Annotated in this window: 15 protein-coding genes; 11 read left to right on the plus strand and 4 right to left on the minus strand. The window is 69.9% G+C overall.

Annotation, left to right across the window (positions count from 1 at the left end):
* Positions 1-33: 33 nt before the first annotated feature.
* The 3 genes from DFQ14_RS13515 to DFQ14_RS13525 all read left to right on the plus strand — a co-directional run bounded on the left by DFQ14_RS13515 (position 34) and on the right by DFQ14_RS13525 (position 7,344).
* Positions 34-3,255 carry an ATP-dependent helicase gene (locus tag DFQ14_RS13515; protein WP_246195520.1) on the plus strand — a complete coding sequence of 1,074 codons (3,222 nt, stop codon included), beginning with the start codon at positions 34-36 and terminating at the stop codon, positions 3,253-3,255.
* On the plus strand, positions 3,252-6,635 hold the full coding sequence (locus tag DFQ14_RS13520) for an ATP-dependent helicase (protein ID WP_114453632.1): 3,384 nt from the start codon (positions 3,252-3,254) through the stop codon (positions 6,633-6,635). The genes DFQ14_RS13515 and DFQ14_RS13520 overlap by 4 nt, the downstream gene beginning before the upstream one ends.
* 94 nt (positions 6,636-6,729) lie before the next feature.
* Entirely contained in the window at positions 6,730-7,344 is a 615-nt protein-coding gene (locus DFQ14_RS13525) for a hypothetical protein (protein ID WP_114453633.1), read from the plus strand.
* Positions 7,345-7,363: 19 nt separating this feature from the next.
* On the opposite strand, the gene DFQ14_RS13530 is transcribed toward DFQ14_RS13525, so the two are convergent.
* Positions 7,364-7,936 carry a hypothetical protein gene (locus tag DFQ14_RS13530; protein ID WP_114453634.1) on the minus strand — a complete coding sequence of 191 codons (573 nt, stop codon included), beginning with the start codon at positions 7,934-7,936 and terminating at the stop codon, positions 7,364-7,366.
* A 151-nt stretch (positions 7,937-8,087) separates the two neighbouring features.
* Between DFQ14_RS13530 and DFQ14_RS13535 the strand changes: the two genes are divergently transcribed.
* From DFQ14_RS13535 to nudC, 5 genes are read left to right on the plus strand one after another with little or no spacing between them, the layout of a single operon-like run.
* Positions 8,088-9,194, plus strand: coding sequence for a potassium channel family protein (locus DFQ14_RS13535; RefSeq protein WP_114453635.1), 1,107 nt, complete (start codon positions 8,088-8,090; stop codon positions 9,192-9,194).
* A gap of 60 nt (positions 9,195-9,254) precedes the next feature.
* Positions 9,255-9,743 (plus strand): hypothetical protein, encoded by a 489-nt coding sequence (locus DFQ14_RS13540; protein ID WP_114453636.1) that lies wholly within the window; start codon positions 9,255-9,257, stop codon positions 9,741-9,743.
* 4 nt (positions 9,744-9,747) lie between these two features.
* Complete coding sequence (locus DFQ14_RS13545; protein WP_114453637.1) at positions 9,748-11,076, plus strand: M16 family metallopeptidase; 1,329 nt, start codon at positions 9,748-9,750, stop codon at positions 11,074-11,076.
* Positions 11,073-12,440 (plus strand): M16 family metallopeptidase, encoded by a 1,368-nt coding sequence (locus DFQ14_RS13550; RefSeq protein ID WP_114453638.1) that lies wholly within the window; start codon positions 11,073-11,075, stop codon positions 12,438-12,440. The genes DFQ14_RS13545 and DFQ14_RS13550 overlap by 4 nt, the downstream gene beginning before the upstream one ends.
* A gap of 55 nt (positions 12,441-12,495) precedes the next feature.
* Positions 12,496-13,461 (plus strand): NAD(+) diphosphatase, encoded by a 966-nt coding sequence (gene nudC / locus DFQ14_RS13555; protein WP_114453639.1) that lies wholly within the window; start codon positions 12,496-12,498, stop codon positions 13,459-13,461.
* Positions 13,462-13,596: 135 nt separating this feature from the next.
* Here the strand turns inward: nudC and DFQ14_RS13560 are convergent, their stop codons facing one another.
* Positions 13,597-14,352 carry an alpha/beta fold hydrolase gene (locus DFQ14_RS13560; RefSeq protein ID WP_114453732.1) on the minus strand — a complete coding sequence of 252 codons (756 nt, stop codon included), beginning with the start codon at positions 14,350-14,352 and terminating at the stop codon, positions 13,597-13,599.
* A 200-nt stretch (positions 14,353-14,552) separates the two neighbouring features.
* Here DFQ14_RS13560 and DFQ14_RS13565 point away from each other — a divergent pair, with 200 nt between their 5' ends.
* The 3 genes from DFQ14_RS13565 (at position 14,553) to DFQ14_RS13570 (ending at position 17,505) form a co-directional block, all read left to right on the plus strand.
* Entirely contained in the window at positions 14,553-16,643 is a 2,091-nt protein-coding gene (locus DFQ14_RS13565) for an ATP-dependent DNA helicase UvrD2 (RefSeq protein WP_114453640.1), read from the plus strand.
* 157 nt (positions 16,644-16,800) lie between these two features.
* Complete coding sequence (locus DFQ14_RS21665) at positions 16,801-16,980, plus strand: hypothetical protein (protein ID WP_141921319.1); 180 nt, start codon at positions 16,801-16,803, stop codon at positions 16,978-16,980.
* A 147-nt stretch (positions 16,981-17,127) separates the two neighbouring features.
* Positions 17,128-17,505, plus strand: a complete 378-nt coding sequence (locus tag DFQ14_RS13570; protein WP_420810166.1) for a WhiB family transcriptional regulator — start codon at positions 17,128-17,130, stop codon at positions 17,503-17,505.
* A 246-nt stretch (positions 17,506-17,751) separates the two neighbouring features.
* Here DFQ14_RS13570 and DFQ14_RS13575 read toward each other — a convergent pair whose 3' ends face one another.
* Positions 17,752-19,062 carry an ABC1 kinase family protein gene (locus DFQ14_RS13575; RefSeq protein ID WP_114453641.1) on the minus strand — a complete coding sequence of 437 codons (1,311 nt, stop codon included), beginning with the start codon at positions 19,060-19,062 and terminating at the stop codon, positions 17,752-17,754.
* 204 nt (positions 19,063-19,266) lie between these two features.
* Positions 19,267-19,416, minus strand: a complete 150-nt coding sequence (locus tag DFQ14_RS22055) for a DUF5679 domain-containing protein (protein ID WP_010693945.1) — start codon at positions 19,414-19,416, stop codon at positions 19,267-19,269.
* Positions 19,417-19,565 lie beyond the last annotated feature (149 nt).

A 19,565-nucleotide genomic window follows, 5' to 3' on the forward strand; every position in this document is an offset into this window, starting at 1 on the left:
CGTGACCGGCCCGCCTGCCCCACGGTATCGGCGGTGCATGATTACATCGGAGACGTGCCGATCTCCGATGCGCCCACACTCGTTCGCCGTGCCGACTCCGGCAGGCAGCAGCTGTCCTGGGATGCGGCAGGACAACGGGTGCTGGAGCACACCGGGGGGTTCCTCCGGCTGCTCGGTGGTCCCGGTACCGGCAAGACCACGCTGCTCGCCGAGGTGGTCGCCGATCGTGTGCTGCACCGGCACGTCGCCCCGGAGAACATCCTGGTGCTCACCCCGACCCGCCGTTCGGCAGCACGGTTGCGCGCGGAGATCACCCGGCGGATCGGCCGTGCACGGGAGAGTGGCCCACACACCACGCAGGAGCCGCTCGTACGGTCGGTGCACTCGTACGCGTTCGGAGTGCTGCGGTTGCAGGCCGCGCGGGAGGGGCGGCCGCCCCCGCGATTGCTCAACGGTCCGCAGCAGGACGTTCAGATCCGTGAGCTGCTCGACGGTGATCTCGAGGAGGGGGCCGGATCCTGGCCGGAAGCCCTGCGCCCGGCACTGTCCACGGACGGCTTCCGCGTCGAGTTGCGCGAGCTGCTGATGCGCGCTGCCGAGCGCGGTCTCGGGCCTGCGCAGCTCCGGGAGCTCGGCTCCCGCCACGACCGTCCCGAATGGATCGCAGCAGGCGGGTTCGGTGAGCAGTACGAGCGGGTCACGCTGCTGGCAGGAGGGACCGGGCAGCAGGGAGGCGCCCCGGCGTTCGACGCGGCCGAGCTGATCTCGTCCGCATTGCTGTCCTTCGACACCGACCCCGGGTTGCTGGAACAGGAGCAGGGCCGCGTGCGGCTCCTGCTCGTCGACGATGCCCAGAACCTGGACCCGCAGCAGTTCCGGTTGTGCGTCCGGTTGGGGAACGCCACCTCGGAGTTCCTGCTGTCCGGTGATCCCGACCAGGCCGTCTACGCGTTCCGCGGGGCGGATTCACAGGGGTTGCGCGACGCCGATCCGGGCGGGGATCACACGCAGGTGTTGACGGTCGATCACCGGATGTCGGAGCCGGTGCGTGCTGCGGTGCAGCGCTTGGCGTCGCACCTGCCGGGTTCCGGTCCGCAGCGTGACGCGATCGGTGCCGGGCAGGAGTCCGGCGGACACCCCGGAGCGGTACAGGTGCGGCTGCTGGCCTCCCAGGCGCAGGAGGCCGCGTGGATCGCCGACCAGCTTCGCCGCGCACACCTGCTCGACGGCGTGCCGTGGTCGCGGATGGCGGTGATCGTGAAGTCGACGAAGCTGTCGCTGCCGGTGCTGCGTCGCGCCCTGCCTGCTGCCGGAGTGCCTCTTGCGCTGCCCGTCGACGACGTACCGCTGGCCCAGCGCGGCGCTGTCCGTCCCCTGCTGACACTGCTGCGGTGTGCCGTGCGGCCCGAGGAGCTCGGCCCGGAGTCCGCGGAGGAACTGCTGACGTCCCCGCTGGGCGGTGCCGATCCGCTCGCGTTGCGACGCCTGCGCCGGGGGCTGCGGCGGCTCGAGCTGGCCGCAGGTGGAGACCGCTCCAGCGGTGAGCTCCTCGTCGAGGTCCTGCAACGCGAGGATCGGTTGGCGGCGCTGGAGGATGCCGCCGCCGAACCGGCACACCGCATCGCGGCGCTGCTGCGCACCGGAGCGGAAGCCGTCGCAGGGGGCCAGGGGATCGAGGAAACCCTGTGGCGGGTGTGGAAGGCCTGCGATGTGGAGCAGTACTGGCTCGCCCGGTCCGAGCGGGGCGGGGCTTCCGGCGCTCAGGCCGACCGGGACCTCGACGCCGTGGTGGCCCTGTTCGACGCGGCCGCGCAGTACGCCGACAGGCACCCCGGCGCCGATGCCGCTGCCTTCGCCGACCACCTGGCGAGCCAGCACATCTCCGGCGACTCCCTGGCACCGTCGGCTCCTGCCGGGGAGGCGGTGACGGTGGCGACCGCGCACGCGGCGACCGGCCAGGAGTGGGACGTCGTCGCGATCCCCGGTGTCCAGGAAGGAGTCTGGCCCGATCTGCGGTTGCGCGGCTCGCTGCTGGGAGTGGAGCGGCTGGTCGACGTCCTGTCCGGGGTGGACGACTCCGACCGGATGTCGGCCACGGCGCCGCTGCTGGCCGACGAGCGGCGCCTGCTGCTGGTGGCGGCCGGCCGTGCGCGCGACCGTGTGCTGGTCAGCGCGGTCCGGGGCGAGGACGAGCAGCCGTCGCGCTTCCTGGACGAACTGGAGGGTGTGCTCAGCGATCCCGATGCGCTCGAACGCCCGGTGTCCCGGCCCGAGCGCGGTCTCGCACTGCCCGAGCTGGTCGGTGAACTCCGGCAGGTCGCCTGCGACGGCGGCGCCGACCTGCAACGGCGCGAGCGCGCTGCGGCCCAGCTCGCCCGCCTCGCCGCTGCCGGAGTTCCCGGTGCGCATCCGGACGCGTGGTACGGATTGCCCGCCATTACCACGTCGACGCCACTGGTCGGTGATGACGAGCCGGTCCGAGTGTCTCCCTCCACCGTGGACACGTTGGCGACGTGTCCACTGCGGTGGATGCTCGAGCGGCATGGCGGGCAGGATGCCGCCGAGCTGGCCTCGGTGACCGGCACCCTGGTGCACGCCCTCGTCCAGTCCGCGGCCGACGGTGCCGACGCCGAACAGTTGCGCCGGGCGCTGGACGAGGCCTGGGAGTCGGTCGACGCGGGGGCACCGTGGTTTTCCCGCCGCGAGCGGCAACGGGTGGAGCGGATGCTCGACGCGTTCCTGACCTGGCTGGAGTCCTCGCGCGGCGAACTGACACAGGCGGGGGTGGAAACCGACCTCGACCTCAAGATCCCCGCCCGTGAGGGAGGTCCGTGGTTGCGGTTGCGCGGTCGGGTGGACCGGCTGGAAACGGACTCCGGCGGGCGTCCGGTCGTGGTGGACGTCAAGACCGCGAAGAACCCGGTGAGCAAGAATGCGGCGCAGGAACATCCCCAGCTGGCGGTGTACCAGCTTGCCGCCGCGCTGGGTGCCTTCGGTGACACGGCCGGGGAGGTGCAACCGGGAGGCGCCCGGCTGCTCTACGTCGCGAAACCGGACGCCCGTGGTGCGGCCACGGAGCGGAGCCAGGCCGGGCTCGACGACGACGGCGTGCGGGTGTGGCTCGAGACGGTTCACGACGCCGCCGCATCCAGTACCGGGCCGGTATTCGCGGCCAACGAGAACTCCGACTGTCCCGGATGCCCGGTCCGAACCAGTTGTCCCGTGCACCCGGAAGGAAGGCAGGTCGGCCAGTGATCGGTCCGCAGCGGATCGCGGAGGCGTTGGGACTGCACCCGCCCACACCCGAGCAATCCGCCGTGATCGGCGCACCGGCCGAACCGGCCCTGGTGGTCGCGGGGGCGGGTGCGGGCAAGACCGAGACGATGGCAGCCCGCGTGGTGTGGCTGGTGGCCAACGGGCTGGTCACCCCGGAACGCGTCCTCGGCCTGACCTTCACCCGCAAGGCAGCACGGCAGCTCGCCGACCGTGTCCGGGCCCGGCTTCGGCGTCTGGCCGGCTCGGGACTGCTGGAGGAGGTCGACCCCTCCGGGGGGTTGCGGTCCCGGGTGCTGGCAGGGGAACCGACCGTGCTGACCTATCACGCCTACGCGGGTCGCCTCGTCGGCGAGCACGGCTTGCGTGTGCCGGTGGAGCCCGGTGCGCGGCTGCTGACCGAGACGGCGGCATGGCAGTTGGCGCACAGTGTCGTGTCCAGCTGGACCGAGGACCTGGACACCGACAGGGTCCCGTCCACGGTCACCGGGTACGTGCTGTCCCTGGCCTCGGAACTCGCCGAGCACCTGGTGGCACCGGAGCAGGTGGCCGAGCACGCCGAACGAATGTGCCGGATCGTGGAGTCCGCCCCTGCGGGCAAGGGCCAGCGTGCCGCCCTGTCCCAGGAATTGCAGAAGATTCCGGCCGCGCAACGGCTGCGCGCGGCACTGCTGCCGCTGCTCGACGAGTACGGCTGCCGCAAGCGCCGGGAAGCGGCGATGGATTTCGCCGATCAGATGTCGCTGGCCGCGCGGTTGGCCGACGAGCATCCCGAGGTGGCCGCGGGGGAACGGGAGCGCTTCGGTGCCGTGCTGCTGGACGAGTACCAGGACACCGGGCACGCGCAGCGCGTGCTGCTGCGAGCGTTGTTCGGCGGGGCGCGGGCACCGCTGCCGGTGACCGCGGTCGGTGACCCCGCTCAGGCCATCTACGGCTGGCGGGGCGCGAGCGCGGCGAACCTGCCGCGCTTCGCCACCGACTTCCCGCGCCGCGTGAGCGCGGACTCGGACGTTCCCGGCGCATCCACACGGGGGGACGGCTCCGATCGGGATCACTCCTCCGCTGCGGGGGTGGCGCCTGCCGAGCGGTACGGGTTGATGACCAGCTTTCGGAATCCGCCCGAGGTGCTGCATCTGGCCAACGTTCTCTCCGGGCCCCTGCGCGAGGCCGGTCTGGAGGTCGAGGAGCTGCGCGCGCGGGACGGGGCGGGTCCCGGCGACATCCGGTGCGCGCTGGTCGACGATGTCCGCTCCGAGCGCGACTGGGTTGCCGACCACGTCGCGCAGCGGTGGCAGGAAACCCTGCACAGCACGGGAGAGCCGCCCACTGCGGCGGTACTGGTGCGGCGCCGCGCCGATATGGCCGATCTCGCCGCGGCGCTGCGGGAACGAGGTCTTCCGGTCGAAGTGGTCGGCTTGGGCGGGTTGCTGGAGGAGCCGGAAGTGCGCGATCTGGTCAGCGCGCTTCGGGTGCTGGTCGACCCGCTGGCGGGCACGGCGGCGATGCGGCTGCTGACCGGGGCGCGCTGGCGCATCGGCGCGGCGGATCTCGCCGCACTGTGGGAACGTGCCCGCGAGCTCGGTACCCGCGCGGGAACTCCGGAACCGGAAGGCGCCACCGCTGCCGTGGCCGAGGCGCTGCCGGGGGAGAATGCCGAGCAAGCCGGCCTGGTGGATGCGTTGGACGATCCCGGCGAGCCCGAGCGGTACTCGCGGGAGGGGTTCCGGAGAATGCGTCGCCTGGGCAAAGAACTCGCCGCGTTGCGCCAGCGGCTCGAGCAGCCGCTGCCGGAACTCGTGGCCGATGTGGAACGCACCCTGCTGCTGGACATCGAGAGCCTGGCCCGGCCGGGCGGGGCAGGACGGGCTCATCTGGACGCACTGAGCGCCGTGGTGAACGAATTCGCCACTGCGAGCCCTTCGGCGACCCTGCCCGCACTGCTGGATTACCTGGATTCGGCCGAGCGTGCCGAGGACGGTCTGGAACCGGGCGAGGTGGAGGTCGCCGAGGACCGGGTGCAGGTGCTGACCGCGCATGCGGCCAAGGGCCTGGAATGGCAGGTCGTGGCCGTCCCCCATCTGGTCGATGGTGTCTTTCCGGGCAAGCGGAGGTCCTCCTGCTGGCTGCGCTCGGTCACCGAGCTGCCCGCGGAGCTGCGCGGGGATGCCCAGGACCTCCCCCGGCTGGACCTGGAGCGGCTGGAGGGAATGGATCGCAAGGAGATCACCGTAGAGCTGGACCGGCACGACGAGGACTTCGAGGAGCGCCGGCTCACCGAGGAACGGCGGCTGCTGTATGTCGCGTCGACGCGTTCGGAGCGCACCTTGCTGGTCTCGGGCCACTGGTGGGGCGAGACCGGCACGAAACCGAAAGGTCCCTCGGGGTTCCTGCGCGAGCTCGCGGAGGCTCTCGGCGGTGATCCTGCAGCGGGAGTCGTCGAGCATTGGGCGCCGCACCCCGATGGCGACACGGCGAATCCGCTGACCGAGGCCGCACGCGGTCTCGAATGGCCTGCCGACCCGTTGGGTGAGCGCCGGGGCGCCGTCGAGGCCGGGGCCGATCTCGTGCGTGCGGCCCTGACCGGCCCGCAGAGCGGAGCCGGGGACGGGCGGCTTTCGGAGAAAGTGCCGGCTGCGCAGGGGGCCGAGTCCCCGGAGAGCGGCGCGCAGGCGCCGGAGGACGACGAGACCGCGCGCTGGGCACGGGATGTCGACGTGTTGCTGGCCGAGCGCGATGCCACCGCGCGGCGGGACGAGGTCACGTTGCCCGATCACCTGTCGGTGAGCCGGCTCGTCGAACTTGCCGACGACCGGCAGGCACTGGCTCGGCGCCTGCGCCGGCCGTTGCCGCAGCCCCCGAACCCCGCGGCACGGCGCGGCACGGCGTTCCATGCCTGGCTGGAGCACCGGTTCACGTCCACGGCGCTGCTGGACATCGACGAACTTCCCGGTGCCGCCGATGATTCGGCGACCTCGGACGGTGCCCTGGAGGAGCTGCGGGAGGCGTTCCTCGCGAGCTCGTGGGCCGACCGCACCCCGTACCGGGTGGAGGTGCCTTTCGAGACCCGGATCGACGGGATCGCGATCCGGGGGAGGATGGACGCGGTGTTCGCCGATCCGGACGGGGGCTGGACGGTCGTGGACTGGAAGACCGGTGCGGTGCCCGGTGAGGATCGGACATCGGCGCTGTCGGTGCAGCTGGCGGCCTATCGGCTGGCGTGGTCGGAGTTGTCCGGAGTGCCGTTGAGCGATGTTCGCGCGGCGTTCCACTACGTGCGTCACGACCGGACTCTGCGCCCCGTCGACCTCCTCGATGCGGAGGGTCTGCGTGCGCTGCTCGCTTCCGTTCCGGAAGCGGAGTGAGCCGGGTCGAGCTCGCGCGGAACCGGAGCACCCACCACACGTTCGGGTGGTGTGCCTTGTCATCGGATCTCGGCGCGCAGGAGTATGCGAGCCGATGTCGCAGAATACCGAGTGGAAGCTCCGCACGCCTCCGCAGACCGAGGTGTGGGTGGACGAGGACGTCCTGGCGATGCGCGCGCCTCTGGTGCGAGTGCACCGGGACGATGCGGGCACGTGGTTGTTCGACGGGCCCGGTGAACCACCCCGGCCCGCTTCGAGGACCCACCTGAGCGCGGTCGCGGGGGCGTGGCCGCACGTGGCCGCACTGACCGAACTGAACAGTGGCGACTCGGTCGTCTGGTCGTGGGAGCAGCACGGTTGGACGAGCGAATTCGAGTGCCGCTGCGGGAACTGCGCGCAGCCCGTGGCCACCGACCTGGACCGCAGCACCTGGCCGTCCGAGCTGCACCCGGAGTATCTCGCCAGCGTCGAGAGCACCGCACTGTCCGGTCAGATCATGCTGACCGACATTCTCGCCACGCCGGGTGGTATCGCCCTGCTCGGCCCTGGCGGTCAGAACCGGACCAGCGAGGAAATGACCCCGGTCGCCCTGGCCAACGTCATCCGGCGCTGGCCGCACACCATGCGGGCGCTCCGCGCGGTGCGTGACGGGCACGGTATGCGCTGGAATCCCGAGGAACTGAACTGGCACGAATACATGACTGTGTGAACCGGCCCGGCCGGGAGGTTCACTCGAGCGGAAAGCCCCGTTCCGGCCGCAGGCGGGACCCGGTGGCGCTCTCGGGGCTGCGATGATCACGTTCGAGGATTCTGTGGTACAGAACCTCCAGCAACCAGCGACCGAGCAGCGAGGACCCGAACTCGACCGACCGGTCCTCCGGGGGCAGCACCAGCTCGGCCGGGCCTTCCGGTCCGGATCGGACCACCCCGATGCCGTAGTAGTCGAGTTCGGTCAGTGGCCACGGCCGGTAAGGATGATCGCCGGGCAGGACGGCGGTACACGGTGCGAGCGTCATGAGGCTGCCACAGGTGCGCAGTGCCCGCCTGGCCTTCGACACGGGCACGAGGATGCCGAACAGGTCCACACCGGGCACGGGCAGGTGATCGTGCCCGCTCGCCTCGGACCACGAACGCAACCACGACGGATCGAGCTGCGGCTCCCAGCCATGGGCGATGCGCCAGCGATGCACGTCGGGACGGAGGCGTGCCACAGCGCCGAACCGGACACCGAAAACCTCGACATCGGGAATCAGGCATCCCTGCCACCCGAGGGCGCGGGCCGCGTGTTCAAGCTGCTGCACTCGAGCATGGTAAGCCGAAAGGTTGTGCGTTCAACAAGTAGTGGGGCCGGGAGCTTGCGAGTCCCTTTCGCGCTCCGGCCTTGAAGGCGTTACCGTTCTGCGCCGTGACCGATCGATACGGGGATGCCCGCGTGAGGGTGCGTGCACGGTGATGCGCCGCAGACCGCGGCTGGGTGGGCCGTTCGCCAATTGGCGGGCGGAGGATCAGCTCACCGACCGCCTGACCGACCGGCCGGATCATGCCCTGGTCGGTGTGGTCCGGATGCCGGCACCCAGTGCGAGCCCCGTTCGAGCCATCAGCAGGCGCATTCTGGGGGCGCTGGTGGCGCTGGTGGTCACCGTGCTGCTCGTCTACCTGGACCGAGACGCATACAGCGATACCGACGGCACCCCGGTGACCATCCTGGATGCGTTCTATTACGCGACCGTGTCGCTGTCGACGACCGGTTACGGCGATATCGCCCCGGTGGAGGCCTCGGCCAGGCTGGTCAACGTGCTCGTCATCACGCCGTTGCGCGTACTGTTTCTGATCGTGCTCGTCGGGACCACACTGGAGGTGCTCACCGAGCGCTCCCGGCAGGCGCTGAAGATCCAACGCTGGAGGTCCAAGGTGCGCGACCACGTGGTCGTCATCGGGTACGGAACCAAGGGTCGCTCGGCTGTCACGGCCCTGCTCGGGGAGGGGGCCGAGCCGGGCTCGATCGTCGTGGTCGACATGAATCCGACCGCGTTGGAGGCCGCCTCCTCACTCGGCCTGGTCACCGTCAACGGAACGGGCACCCGCTCGGATGTGCTGCGCGTTGCCGGTGTCCCCCGGGCCCGCGCGATCGTGGTCGCGCCCGAACGTGATGACACCGCCGTGCTGGTCACCCTCAGTGCGCGGGAACTCGCGCCGAAGGCACATCTGGTGGCGGCGGTGCGGGAGGCCGAGAACGTGCATCTGCTGCGACAGTCGGGTGCGGACTCGGTGGTGGTCTCCAGTGAGACCTCCGGCCGGCTGCTGGGGATGGCGACCACGACACCGTCGGTGGTGGAGATGTTCGAGGACCTGCTGTCCCCGGACATCGGGCTGGCGATCGCCGAGCGAGATGCCGGGCGCTCCGAGATCGGTGGTTCCCCCCGGCACCTGGCCGACATCGTGCTGGGCATCGTGCGTGGCGGGCGGCTCTACCGGGTCGATGCACCGGAGGCCGACGCGATCGAGGAAGGCGACCGCCTCCTGTACGTCAAGAAGGTCACCTCTCCGCCGGACGAGTAGTCGTCGGCGCCGAACCGGGCAAGGCAACGGGACCACGCCTCGTTCTGGGAGTATCGCGGTGTGGGGCGACGACGAGGTTCGGCATCCGTGGCGCTGATCCTGCTGGTTCTGGGACTGGTCGGGGTGGGCGCGGTGTCCGTGGCCTGGTGGCCCCTTCCGGCCGTGCTCGGTGGTTCCCCTGCCGAGTGGCGCCCCGCCACGGCGACGGTGATCGAGTCCGCCTCGTGTGCTGCCTCCACCAAGGGAGATCTGGTGGAGGTGACCGTCGACGGACACCGTGTGCAGGCACGCTACGACGGGTGCGGTCACCGGCGGGGGGAGCGGTTGGCGGTCCGGGTTCCCGCGGACGTGTCCGGCGAGTTCGTGGTTCGGCCCGCGGCGCGGGTGGGGTCCGAAACGGCGGGGGAGAGCGGTCTGCGGCAGCGGCTGAACCGGGTGCTGCTCACGCTCGCGGGAATCGCGGGCGGCGGCTACATCCTGATGATGCGCTGGACAACGCGCCGCGAATCAGGGCACTCCCCGCCACGGGACCACACGCACGTACGCTGAAGGCATGGTCGAACCGCAACTGCATCGCGTCACCCTGCCCAACGGGTTGCGCGTGGTGCTCGCCCCGGACTCCGGTCGGGGATCCTCGTCGCCGGGTGGTCCTCCGGTGGTCGGGGTCAGCGTGCACTATGACGTCGGCTTCCGCTCCGAACCCCAAGGGCGTACCGGCTTCGCGCACCTGTTCGAGCACCTGATGTTCCAGGGCAGTGAAAGTCTGGAGAAGCTCGCACACTTCCGGCACGTGCAGGGCTCCGGTGGCATCTTCAACGGTTCGACGCACCAGGACTACACCGATTACTTCCAGGTGCTGCCGTCGAATGCACTGGAACGCGCCCTTTTCCTCGAGGCCGACCGGATGCGCGCGCCGAAGATCACCGAGGAGAACCTGCGCAACCAGGTGGACGTGGTCAAGGAGGAGATCCGGCTCAACGTCCTCAACCGCCCCTACGGCGGTTTCCCCTGGATCCTGCTTCCCCCGGTGCTCTACTCGACCTTCGCCAACGCCCACAACGGCTACGGCGACTTCACCGACCTGGAACAGGCCACGGTCGAGGACTGCGCCGCTTTCTTCGACACCTACTACGCGCCCGGCAACGCGGTGCTGACCATCGCCGGAGACATCGATGTCGATCAGGCGACCGACCTCGTGCACAAGCACTTCGGTGACGTGCCCGCTCGTCCGGTCGCGCAGCGGCCGTCGTTCTCCGAGCCGTACCCGGCACAGGAGCTGCGGGACCGGCATGCCGATCCGCACGCGCCGTTGCCCGCCATCGCGCTGGGCTACCGCCTGCCCGACCCGGTGGCCGAACTCGACTCCTACCTGGCCAACGTGGTGCTCGCGGCCGTGCTCTCCGACGGCGATGCCTCGCGCCTGCAGCAGCGGATGGTCCACCGGGAGTCCATGGTCGTCGACGTCCACGCCGGGGCGGGACTGATGGGAGCGCCGCTGGACGCGCGCGATCCCGACACCTTCACGCTCACCGCGATCCGTACGCCCGAGGTCGATTCCGCTCGTGTGGTGGGTGCCATCGACGAGGAGCTCGAACGCATCGCCGCCGACGGCCCCACCGCCGAGGAGCTGGCGCGGGTGACCGCGCGCTGGTCCGCCGGCCTGTACCGGGAGCACGACCGGTTGATGTCGCGCACTCTCGATCTGGGCAGTGCCGAGCTCGTCCACGGGCGTGCCGAACTGATCTCCGAACTGCCGAGCCGCGTCGGCGAGATCACCGCGCAGGACGTGGCCGCCGCGGCCAAGGCACTGCGTCCCGACGCGCGGGCGGTACTGGAGATCGAACCCGCAAGCGAGGAGAGTTCCGACGGAGGTGCGGCATGACCCGGGCAACACATCGAAGCGCCGAGGAGATCGGTCGCACCGAGCTCGGGCCACGGCCGTTGCCGGCGCTGGGCGAACCCCGCAGCGGGCGCGAACCCGCCACGGTGGACACCGTGCTCGACAACGGTTTGCGCGTGATCGTGGCCCGGCACGGTGCGGTTCCGATGGTGGAGCTGCGTGTGCGGATTCCGTTCGCCGGGCAGGACCGGATGCATCCGGCACGTGCCGAGGTGCTCGCGGAAACCCTGCTCACCGGGACGCAGCGCCGTAACCGGGTGCAGATGGACACCGATCTGGCGGCTGTCGGCGGTGATCTGCACGCTTCCGTGGATCCCGAGCACCTCGGCATCGCCGGGGAGGCCCTGGCCAGTGGCATGGACACGCTGCTGGATGTGCTCGGTGATGCCCTGACCGGTGCGGTCTATGCCGACGACGAGGTCGCGGGTGAACGTGACCGGCTGGTGGAGCGGATCGCGGTGGCGCGCTCGCAGCCACGCGTGATCGCGCGTGAGGAGCTGCAGAAGCACCGCTACGGTGACCATCCCTTTGCGCGGGAGGTCCCGGAGGCTGCCGACGTCGGCCAGGTCACCGCCGAAGAGGTGCGTGAGCTGCACAGCCGGGCCGTGGTTCCACGCGGGGCGACGCTGGTGCTGGTCGGTGACGTCGATCCCGAACGGACCGTCGCGGAGATCGCGCGCCATCTGGCCGGCTGGCACTCGGAGTCCTCGGCACGCGAGATGCCCACACTGCCTGCCGTGCAGGGGGGCGATATTCGCCTGGTGCATCGCGACGGGGCCGTGCAGTCGCAGTTGCGGCTGTCCGCTCAGGGGCTTCCTCGGACCGATCCGCGCTACCCCGCACTGCAGATCGCCAATCTCACTTTCGGTGGGTACTTCTCCTCCCGGCTGGTGGAAAACATTCGCGAGGACAAGGGCTACACCTACGGCGCGCACTCGGCATTCGAGTTCACACCCGACAGCGGCAGCATCCTGGTCGACGCCGACACCGCCAGTGAGGTCACGGCAGCGGCACTGCTGGAAACCCGGTACGAGCTCGGCAGGCTCGGGCTGGTCCCACCGACCGAGTCCGAAGTGGAGTCGGCACGGCAGTACGCGATCGGCGGGCTGCTGACGTCGACCTCCTCGCAGTCCGGCCTGGCCTCCATGCTCGCCACCCTCGCCACGTGCGGCCTGGGGCAGGAGTGGTTGAGCGCGCACCCGGACCGGCTCCGGGCGGTCACCGCCGAGGAGGTCGCCGAGGCTGCGTGGTTCTGGGCACCGACCGCTTTCACCGGTGTGGTCGTGGGTGACGCGGAGAAACTGCGCGATCAGTTGCAGGCGCTCGGTGGTGTGACGGTGCCGTGAGCTCGAGAGCAACCGGCTGGTTGGCTCCGCCGAGACATCCTGAAGTGGGGAGAACATGACTTCGCAGGAGCAGGCGCAGGCGGGCTCCGCGGACGGTGCGGCAGCGGCATTCACCTCACCGCAATTCCAATTGGACACCGACCCGTTGCTGTCACGGGCCACCACGGTCGACCGGACCGAGATGACGCGGGACATCTCGCAGGAGGACACCATGTGGTGGTCCCACGGTCGGGTTCTGCTGGTGGATGTCCGCGGACGCACCGAAGTGACCGGCGACAACCGGCTCGTGTACCACCCTGCGACCGAGTTCGGCGAGCGTCCCGCAGCGGGAGCGATCCTGCTCGGCGTCCAGGACGGAGTGGCGTACTGGGCCTTGCGTGCCCAGGGCGACCAACGGCAGAGCGGCTGGCGGGACCTGCGTACGGCAGGTGGCCTGCTCGGTGACACCGACGCGGGACTGCTCACCACCGCGGTCGGCCTGCTGGCTTGGCACGATCGTGCGCGCTACTGCGCGGTGTGCGGGGCGTCGACCACCCGGGTACGAGCCGGTTGGGCACGGCGGTGCACCGGCTGCGATCAGGAGGAGTACCCGCGCACCGATCCGTCGATGATCAGTCTGATCCACGACGGCACCGATCACGTGTTGCTGGCGCGCCAGGCGGGGTGGCCGGCCGATCGGTATTCGGTGCTCGCCGGGTTCGTCGAGGTCGGGGAGTCCCTGGAGGCCTGCGTCCGGCGCGAGGTGTTCGAAGAGGTCGGGCTCGGGGTGACGGACGTCCGCTACCTGGGTAGTCAGCCGTGGCCGTTCCCGCGGTCGTTGATGGTCGGCTTCGCGGCCGTCGCCGATCCCTCGGTGGCCCTGCAGCCGGCTGCCGGAGAGATCGACGATGCCCGATGGATACACCGTGATCACGTCCGCGCGGCCCTGGACGCCGACGGCCCGGTGCAGGGTTTGCGGCTGCCGCCGGGAATCTCCATCGCCTACCGGATGCTGCGCGGTTGGGCCACCTGGCCGTACTGAACTGCCCGCTTCACGCGTGCTGCTGGCTCATCGGCTCGTGGGTGCGCAGTCAGTGGAAGTCGTCGTGCGGAATGCCGTGCGCGCAGTGCCTCGGGTCGAAGACATCGGGAGTGGTTGTGGTGGCTCCGCCGGTCGTCATCGCCGGAGGAATCCCTCGCAGTGCGACACCAGTGCCAGCGGAACCTCGTCGGGTGCGTAGTGCCCGGCGTCGGTGAAGACCTCCAGCTCGGCCCGGGAATACCACTGCAGCCACGTGTCCTTCATGACCTCGGGTGACAGAGCCGGATCATGGGCACCCGCCAGGACGAGCACCGGTGTGGTGGATCCCTCCACCCGGTCGTGGATGTCGGTCCCGGACCAGGAGTCGAGATAGCGGCGAAAAGCGGCCTTGTCGGTGCGGCCGACCGACCGGTCCACCATCGCGTCCAGCCACGCCGCGGGCAGGCGGTTGCCGGTGGTGAGATCGATGATGGCTCTGCGCTGCTCCGGTGCCTCGGCGGCTCCGGAGAACAGCTGCCATCCCTGCTCGTCGAACGGGACACCCGAGGCGGGCACCGGCGAGATCCCGACGAGAGCCTCGACGCGCTCCGCGGCGGCGAGCAGCACGTGCTGGGCGACCATGCCACCCATGGAGTGACCGATGAGCGAAAACCGGTCCCAGCCGAGCGCCTCCGCGGTGTCCAGAACATCCTGTGCCGCTTCACCGACCGTGTACTCGCCCGGAGTGTCCCGAGCTTCCCCGTAACCCCGGTAGTCGACGAACGCGTAACCGAACGTTTCGGTGTCCAGGTACGGCCGGATGGGACCGAAGCTCGTGCTGTCGCCGAGCCAGCCGTGCAGGACCATCACCTTGCGGGGACCGGAACCGATCAGGTCGTGGGGCAGCTGCATCTCGTCTCCTCGGTCGGGCACTGCGTGCGCAGTGGCCACGTGGGCGGTGCCGGACAAGTGGTGCGTGCTCCGGAGGACGATCAACACTGTGTCGAGGATCACGGTAACCGGTCAAGAGGTCGCAGCGGAATGCCGACATGCGGGCACGGAGCGCGGGGTGTGAGCCGGGCCGTTGCCCGGGCTCTGCGAAGATGCCGAGCATGGCCGAACAACCGCGACTGCTGGAGGGACTGGACCCGGAGCAGCGGGCCGCGGTCATCGCTCCACGAGGACCGGTGTGCGTGCTGGCGGGGGCGGGGACCGGCAAGACCCGCACGATCACTCACCGCATCGCCCACCTGGTGGAGCGCGGCCTGGTCGTTCCCCAACAGGTACTGGCGGTCACGTTCACCGCCCGCGCGGCGGGCGAGATGCGGACGCGCCTGCGCGCGCTGGGGGCCTCCGGGGTGCAGGCGCAGACCTTCCACGCGGCGGCATTCCGACAGTTGCGCTATTTCTGGCCGCGAATTCTCGAAGGGCGGATGTGGCCGCTGATGGACAGCAAATTCCGGATCGTCGTGCAGGCCGCGAACCGGTTGGGCCTGTCCACCGAGACGGAGTCCGTGCGTGATCTCGCCACCGAGATCGAGTGGTCGAAGGCCTCGCTGATCGGTCCGGAACAGTACCCGGCGGCCGCCGCGAGAACGGGGCGTTCGACGCCGATCCCCCCGGAGCAGGTCGGCAAGGCGTTCGCGGCTTACGAGGAGCTCAAAAACCGCGCCCAGGTTCTCGACTTCGACGATTTGCTGCTGCACACGGCGGCGATTCTGGAGGAACACTCCGAGGTCGCCGAGGAGTTCCGCGCTCGCTACCGTTCCTTCGTCGTCGACGAGTACCAGGACGTCAACCCGCTGCAGCAGCGTGTGCTCGCTGCCTGGCTGGGCGAGCGGGACGATCTGACCGTCGTCGGCGACGCGAACCAGACGATCTATTCCTTCGCCGGAGCCGCGCCGGAGTGGCTGATCGGATTCCCGCGCCGGTTCCCGGAGGCCACCGTGGTACGTCTGGAACGCGACTACCGCTCCACGCCGCAGGTCGTCTCCCTGGCCAACGACGTGATCGAGGCCGCTCGGTCCCGTCCTGCCGGAGCCCGGCTGCGGCTGAGGGGGCAACGCGCCGACGGGCCGGACCCGGATTTCGCCGAGTACGACGACGAACCCGCCGAAGCCGAGGCGGTGGCCCGCAAGGTCGCGGCGTTGGTGCAGCAGGGTGTCGCGCTGTCGGAGATCGCCGTGCTGTTCCGGGTCAACGCACAGTCCGAGGTGTACGAAAAGGCGTTCGCGGACGCCGACATTCCGTACCAGGTGCGCGGCGGGGAACGCTTCTTCGCGCGGACCGAAGTACGCCAGGCGATGGCCGCATTGCGGTCCGCGGTGCCGCGTGCGGACCCGGCCGGCGAGGACGGCCTGCCCGCGTTGGTGCGTGCCGTGCTCGCCGAGGTCGGTCTCACCGCCGAACCTCCGGCGGGGGGTGCGGCTCGTGAACGGTGGGAATCGCTGAGCGCGCTGGTCGATCTGGCCGAAGAGCTCGCCGAGACACTGCCGGAGCCGGACCTGGACCTCGCGCGCTACGTCACGGAACTGGAGATGCGTGCCGAGGCACAGCATCCACCCACCGTGGAGGGCGTCACGCTGGCGTCGCTGCACGCGGCCAAGGGTTTGGAATGGGACGCGGTGTTTCTGGTGGGGCTCGTCGAGGGCACCCTGCCGATCCAGCACGCCGACGGGGACAATGCCGCGATCGAAGAGGAGCGGCGCCTGCTCTACGTCGGGGTCACCCGTGCACGCGAGCATCTGCACCTGTCCTGGGCGTTGGCCAGAGCAAGCGGGGGGCGGCGCCACCGCAGGCGCAGCCGATTCCTCTACAGTCTGGTTCCCGATGGGCATCCGGCCGCGCTGCCCGCCAAGACCAAGCAACGGGCGGGAGAGTCCAGAACCAAGCAGTCCACCAAGCCGCGCTGCCGCCTCTGCGCGACACCGCTGTCCAGCACCATGGACATCAAGCTCGGCCGCTGCTCGAACTGTCCCTCCGATGCGGATGAGGATTTGCTGTCACGATTGCGCTCCTGGCGCAGCGAGCGGGCCAAGCAACTCAAGGTGCCCGCCTACGTGGTGTTCACCGATGCGACCTTGCTGGCGATCGCCGAGCAGCGCCCGGCCGACGAGTCCGATCTGGTCGCGATCTCCGGGATCGGCGCCACGAAGCTGGAGCGCTTCGGAAGCGACGTTCTCGCCCTGGTGCAGGGCCGGTGACACAACCTCCGACCTGCGGAGACGCGAATTCTTCATCCGATCGCTGCTTCGATGTGAAAAATCGGTTGCACGCGGTGCTCGCGTGCCAATAATCTTCTCCGAGTCGGGCTGCGGTGTCGATGCACCCGGCGCGAACCGCGGAAAGGAGGTGGCCTCGATGTCCGGTACCACGCTGCTCGGTATCCCCGGCCACCTCGTGCTCGGGAACACGGCTGCGTCCTGCGTGTCCGCCTGCGAACACGGCCACCGCAGCGCCCTCGTGCGCCCGTGGCGACGCCCCGCATTCATCCCCGAACACGATGACCTTTGCTGGTCCGCCCGGCAGCGAAGTCCCTGATCGCTTCGCTTCAGGAGTATTTCTCGCTCGCCAAGGCCGCGGACCTGCCTCTCGGGTCCGCGGCCTTCTTGTTGTCCGCAGGATTACGCGTGATCACTCGGCCGGGATCGCACGAGAACCAAAACCGCAGAACGAAGGAGGAAAGCAGTGACCTCGACCCCGAGCATCCCGGTGTCCACCGGGGAGGGACCCGAGCAGTGCGGTGCGGCGGTGGCCGTGCTGCTCGACTCCACACCGTCGGACGATGGTGCCTTACCCTGCCGCCGTGACCCGGACCTCTGGTTCGCCGAGACTCCCCGGGAACTCGAACGGGCGAAAGTTCTGTGCTCTGCCTGCCCCGTCAAGGAGCAGTGCCTGGCCGGAGCCCTTTCCCGAGGTGAACCGTGGGGAGTCTGGGGCGGCGAAATCCTCGACCGCGGGTCTGTGATCACTCGGAAACGCCCGCGGGGACGTCCGCCCAAGAACACGTCCGCGAACGAAGCCGGTACCGGCACCGCACGACGCGATCGGGAGCAAGTGGCATGAACCGCGCCCACCTCGATACCCCGATCGGCCCCCCGAATCCGCGAAGGACGGTCAGAATGCTGAATGACGAGGAATGGATCCGAATACGATGTCGAGAATCCCTGCGGGAAGCCGAACGACAACGGATGGCCCGCCGAATGCGGACGGGCCGCTGGTGGCGCCGGCTGTCGCAGTACGCGGCCCGGCGGGCCGAGCGGGCCGAGCGGCATTGACGACCGGGTAGCGGCGCCGGGCTTCCTTCCGAGATCAGTCGGCGAAGCCCGGTTGCCACGTCGCAATGATGTCGCGGGCCCGTACCTCGGCGTCGAGCTGGCACAGGATCCCGGTGGCTCCGAGAGTGACCCGGTGGATCAGCAGGTAGTCCGGCGGGAGATTCAGTGACCGGCCGGTGCGGAAGTCCGGGCTGCGCAGATCACCGACACGATCGGCCTGCTGCTGCATCCACGAGCGGGTGAAGTGGAAGGTCTCGGTGCGCACCGGATCCACGAACGGGCCGAGGTACGCTTGCACGTCCTCGGCCCGCAGCGCGGAATCGGTGTGCACGAAACGGTCGTTGCGCAGCAGCTCCAGCAACTCCTCGGAACGGTCCTCCAGGGCCAGGCGCAGCATGCGTCCCATCGTCGAGGGCAGCCCCTCCGGCAACCGGGACACCGCACCGAAGTCGATCACCGACAGCCGCCCGTCTGCCAGCAGCATGAAGTTGCCGGGATGCGGATCGGCGTGCAGCAGCCCGGCCCGTGCGGGCGAGGAGAAGTGGAACTCGCTGAGCAGGCGGCCCGCCTCGTCGCGTTGTTCGCGCGTACCGTCGGCGATGATTCGGGAGAACGGCGTCCCCGTGACCCACTCGGTGACCATGACCTTGGGGGAGCTGGCCACCACGCGGGGGACACACACCTGCTCGTCCCCGTCGAAAGCCGCGGCGAAGGCACGCTGGTTCTCGGCTTCGGTGCGGTAGTCCAGCTCCTCGACCATCCGGTCCTGCAGCTCGCCGAGCAGGGGTTTGATCTCGGCGCCGGGCGCCAGCGACTGGAACAGCCGGGAGAACCGCGCCAGCTGGCGCAGGTCCGAGCGCAGCGCCTCGTCGGCACCCGGGTACTGGATCTTGACCGCAACCTCGCGGCCGTCGTGCCACCGGGCGCGATGTACCTGGCCGATGCTCGCCGCGGCCGCCGGGGTCTCGTCGAACTCCGCGAACCGTTCATGCCAGGCGCTACCGAGCTGCTGATCGAGTGTGTGCTGCACACTCGACTCCGACATCGGAGGCGCTGCCGACTGCAACTTGGACAGCGCCTCGCGGTACGGCTCGGCCATCTCGTCGGGGACGGCGGCTTCGAACACGCTCAGCGCCTGCCCGAACTTCATCGCGCCGCCCTTGAGCTGCCCGAGCACGGCGAACAATTGCTCCGCGGTGCGGGCCGACACCTCGGCGTTGACCTCGGCGGCATCGTGGCCGGTGAGCCGCCGACCCCATCCGGCGGCCATTCTTCCCGCGGCACCGAAGGGCAGGCTGGCCAGCTTCGCGGTCCGCTGTGCCGCGCGGCGGGGTACGTCGGTCACGGATACTCCCTTCCAGCGGGCAGGAGCGCACGATCGTGCCCGCCCCCGAACGTTCGGCTTTCGGGGGCCCGCTCACATGCTAGAGGTTTTCCCGTGTCCGTGGGCCATGATCGCTCCCCGGATCGTGCACTTCGCGATCCGGGTGGTTCGACGAGAACGGTGCACGCGGGTGCGCCCACCGGCGGGCTCACCCGCGTGCGAGTCTCACGCCTTGCCGAGAATGCGGGTCATCTTCGTGCCGCACACCGGGCAGGTGCCCTTGGCCATCCGCCGGCCGTTGGTCTCCGAGACCTCGCCGGAGAAGTCTCGCTTCTCGCGGCACTTCACGCAGTAGCCGTTGTACGTCTCGGCCACGGCAGCCCTCCTTCTGGTCGTGATCCAGCATCGTTGCTGGCGGTAGAGCACGGATCCGGGCCGCGCTGGGCAAACGGTACCCGCGGGGACTCCGGCCTGCATGTATATGGCGTATCGCGTGTTCGACTGAATGGAGTAACTCCACGGGT

The sequence above is a fragment of the Halopolyspora algeriensis genome (genome assembly GCF_003337235.1).
Classification (GTDB): Bacteria; Actinomycetota; Actinomycetes; order Mycobacteriales; family Pseudonocardiaceae; genus Haloactinomyces; species Haloactinomyces algeriensis.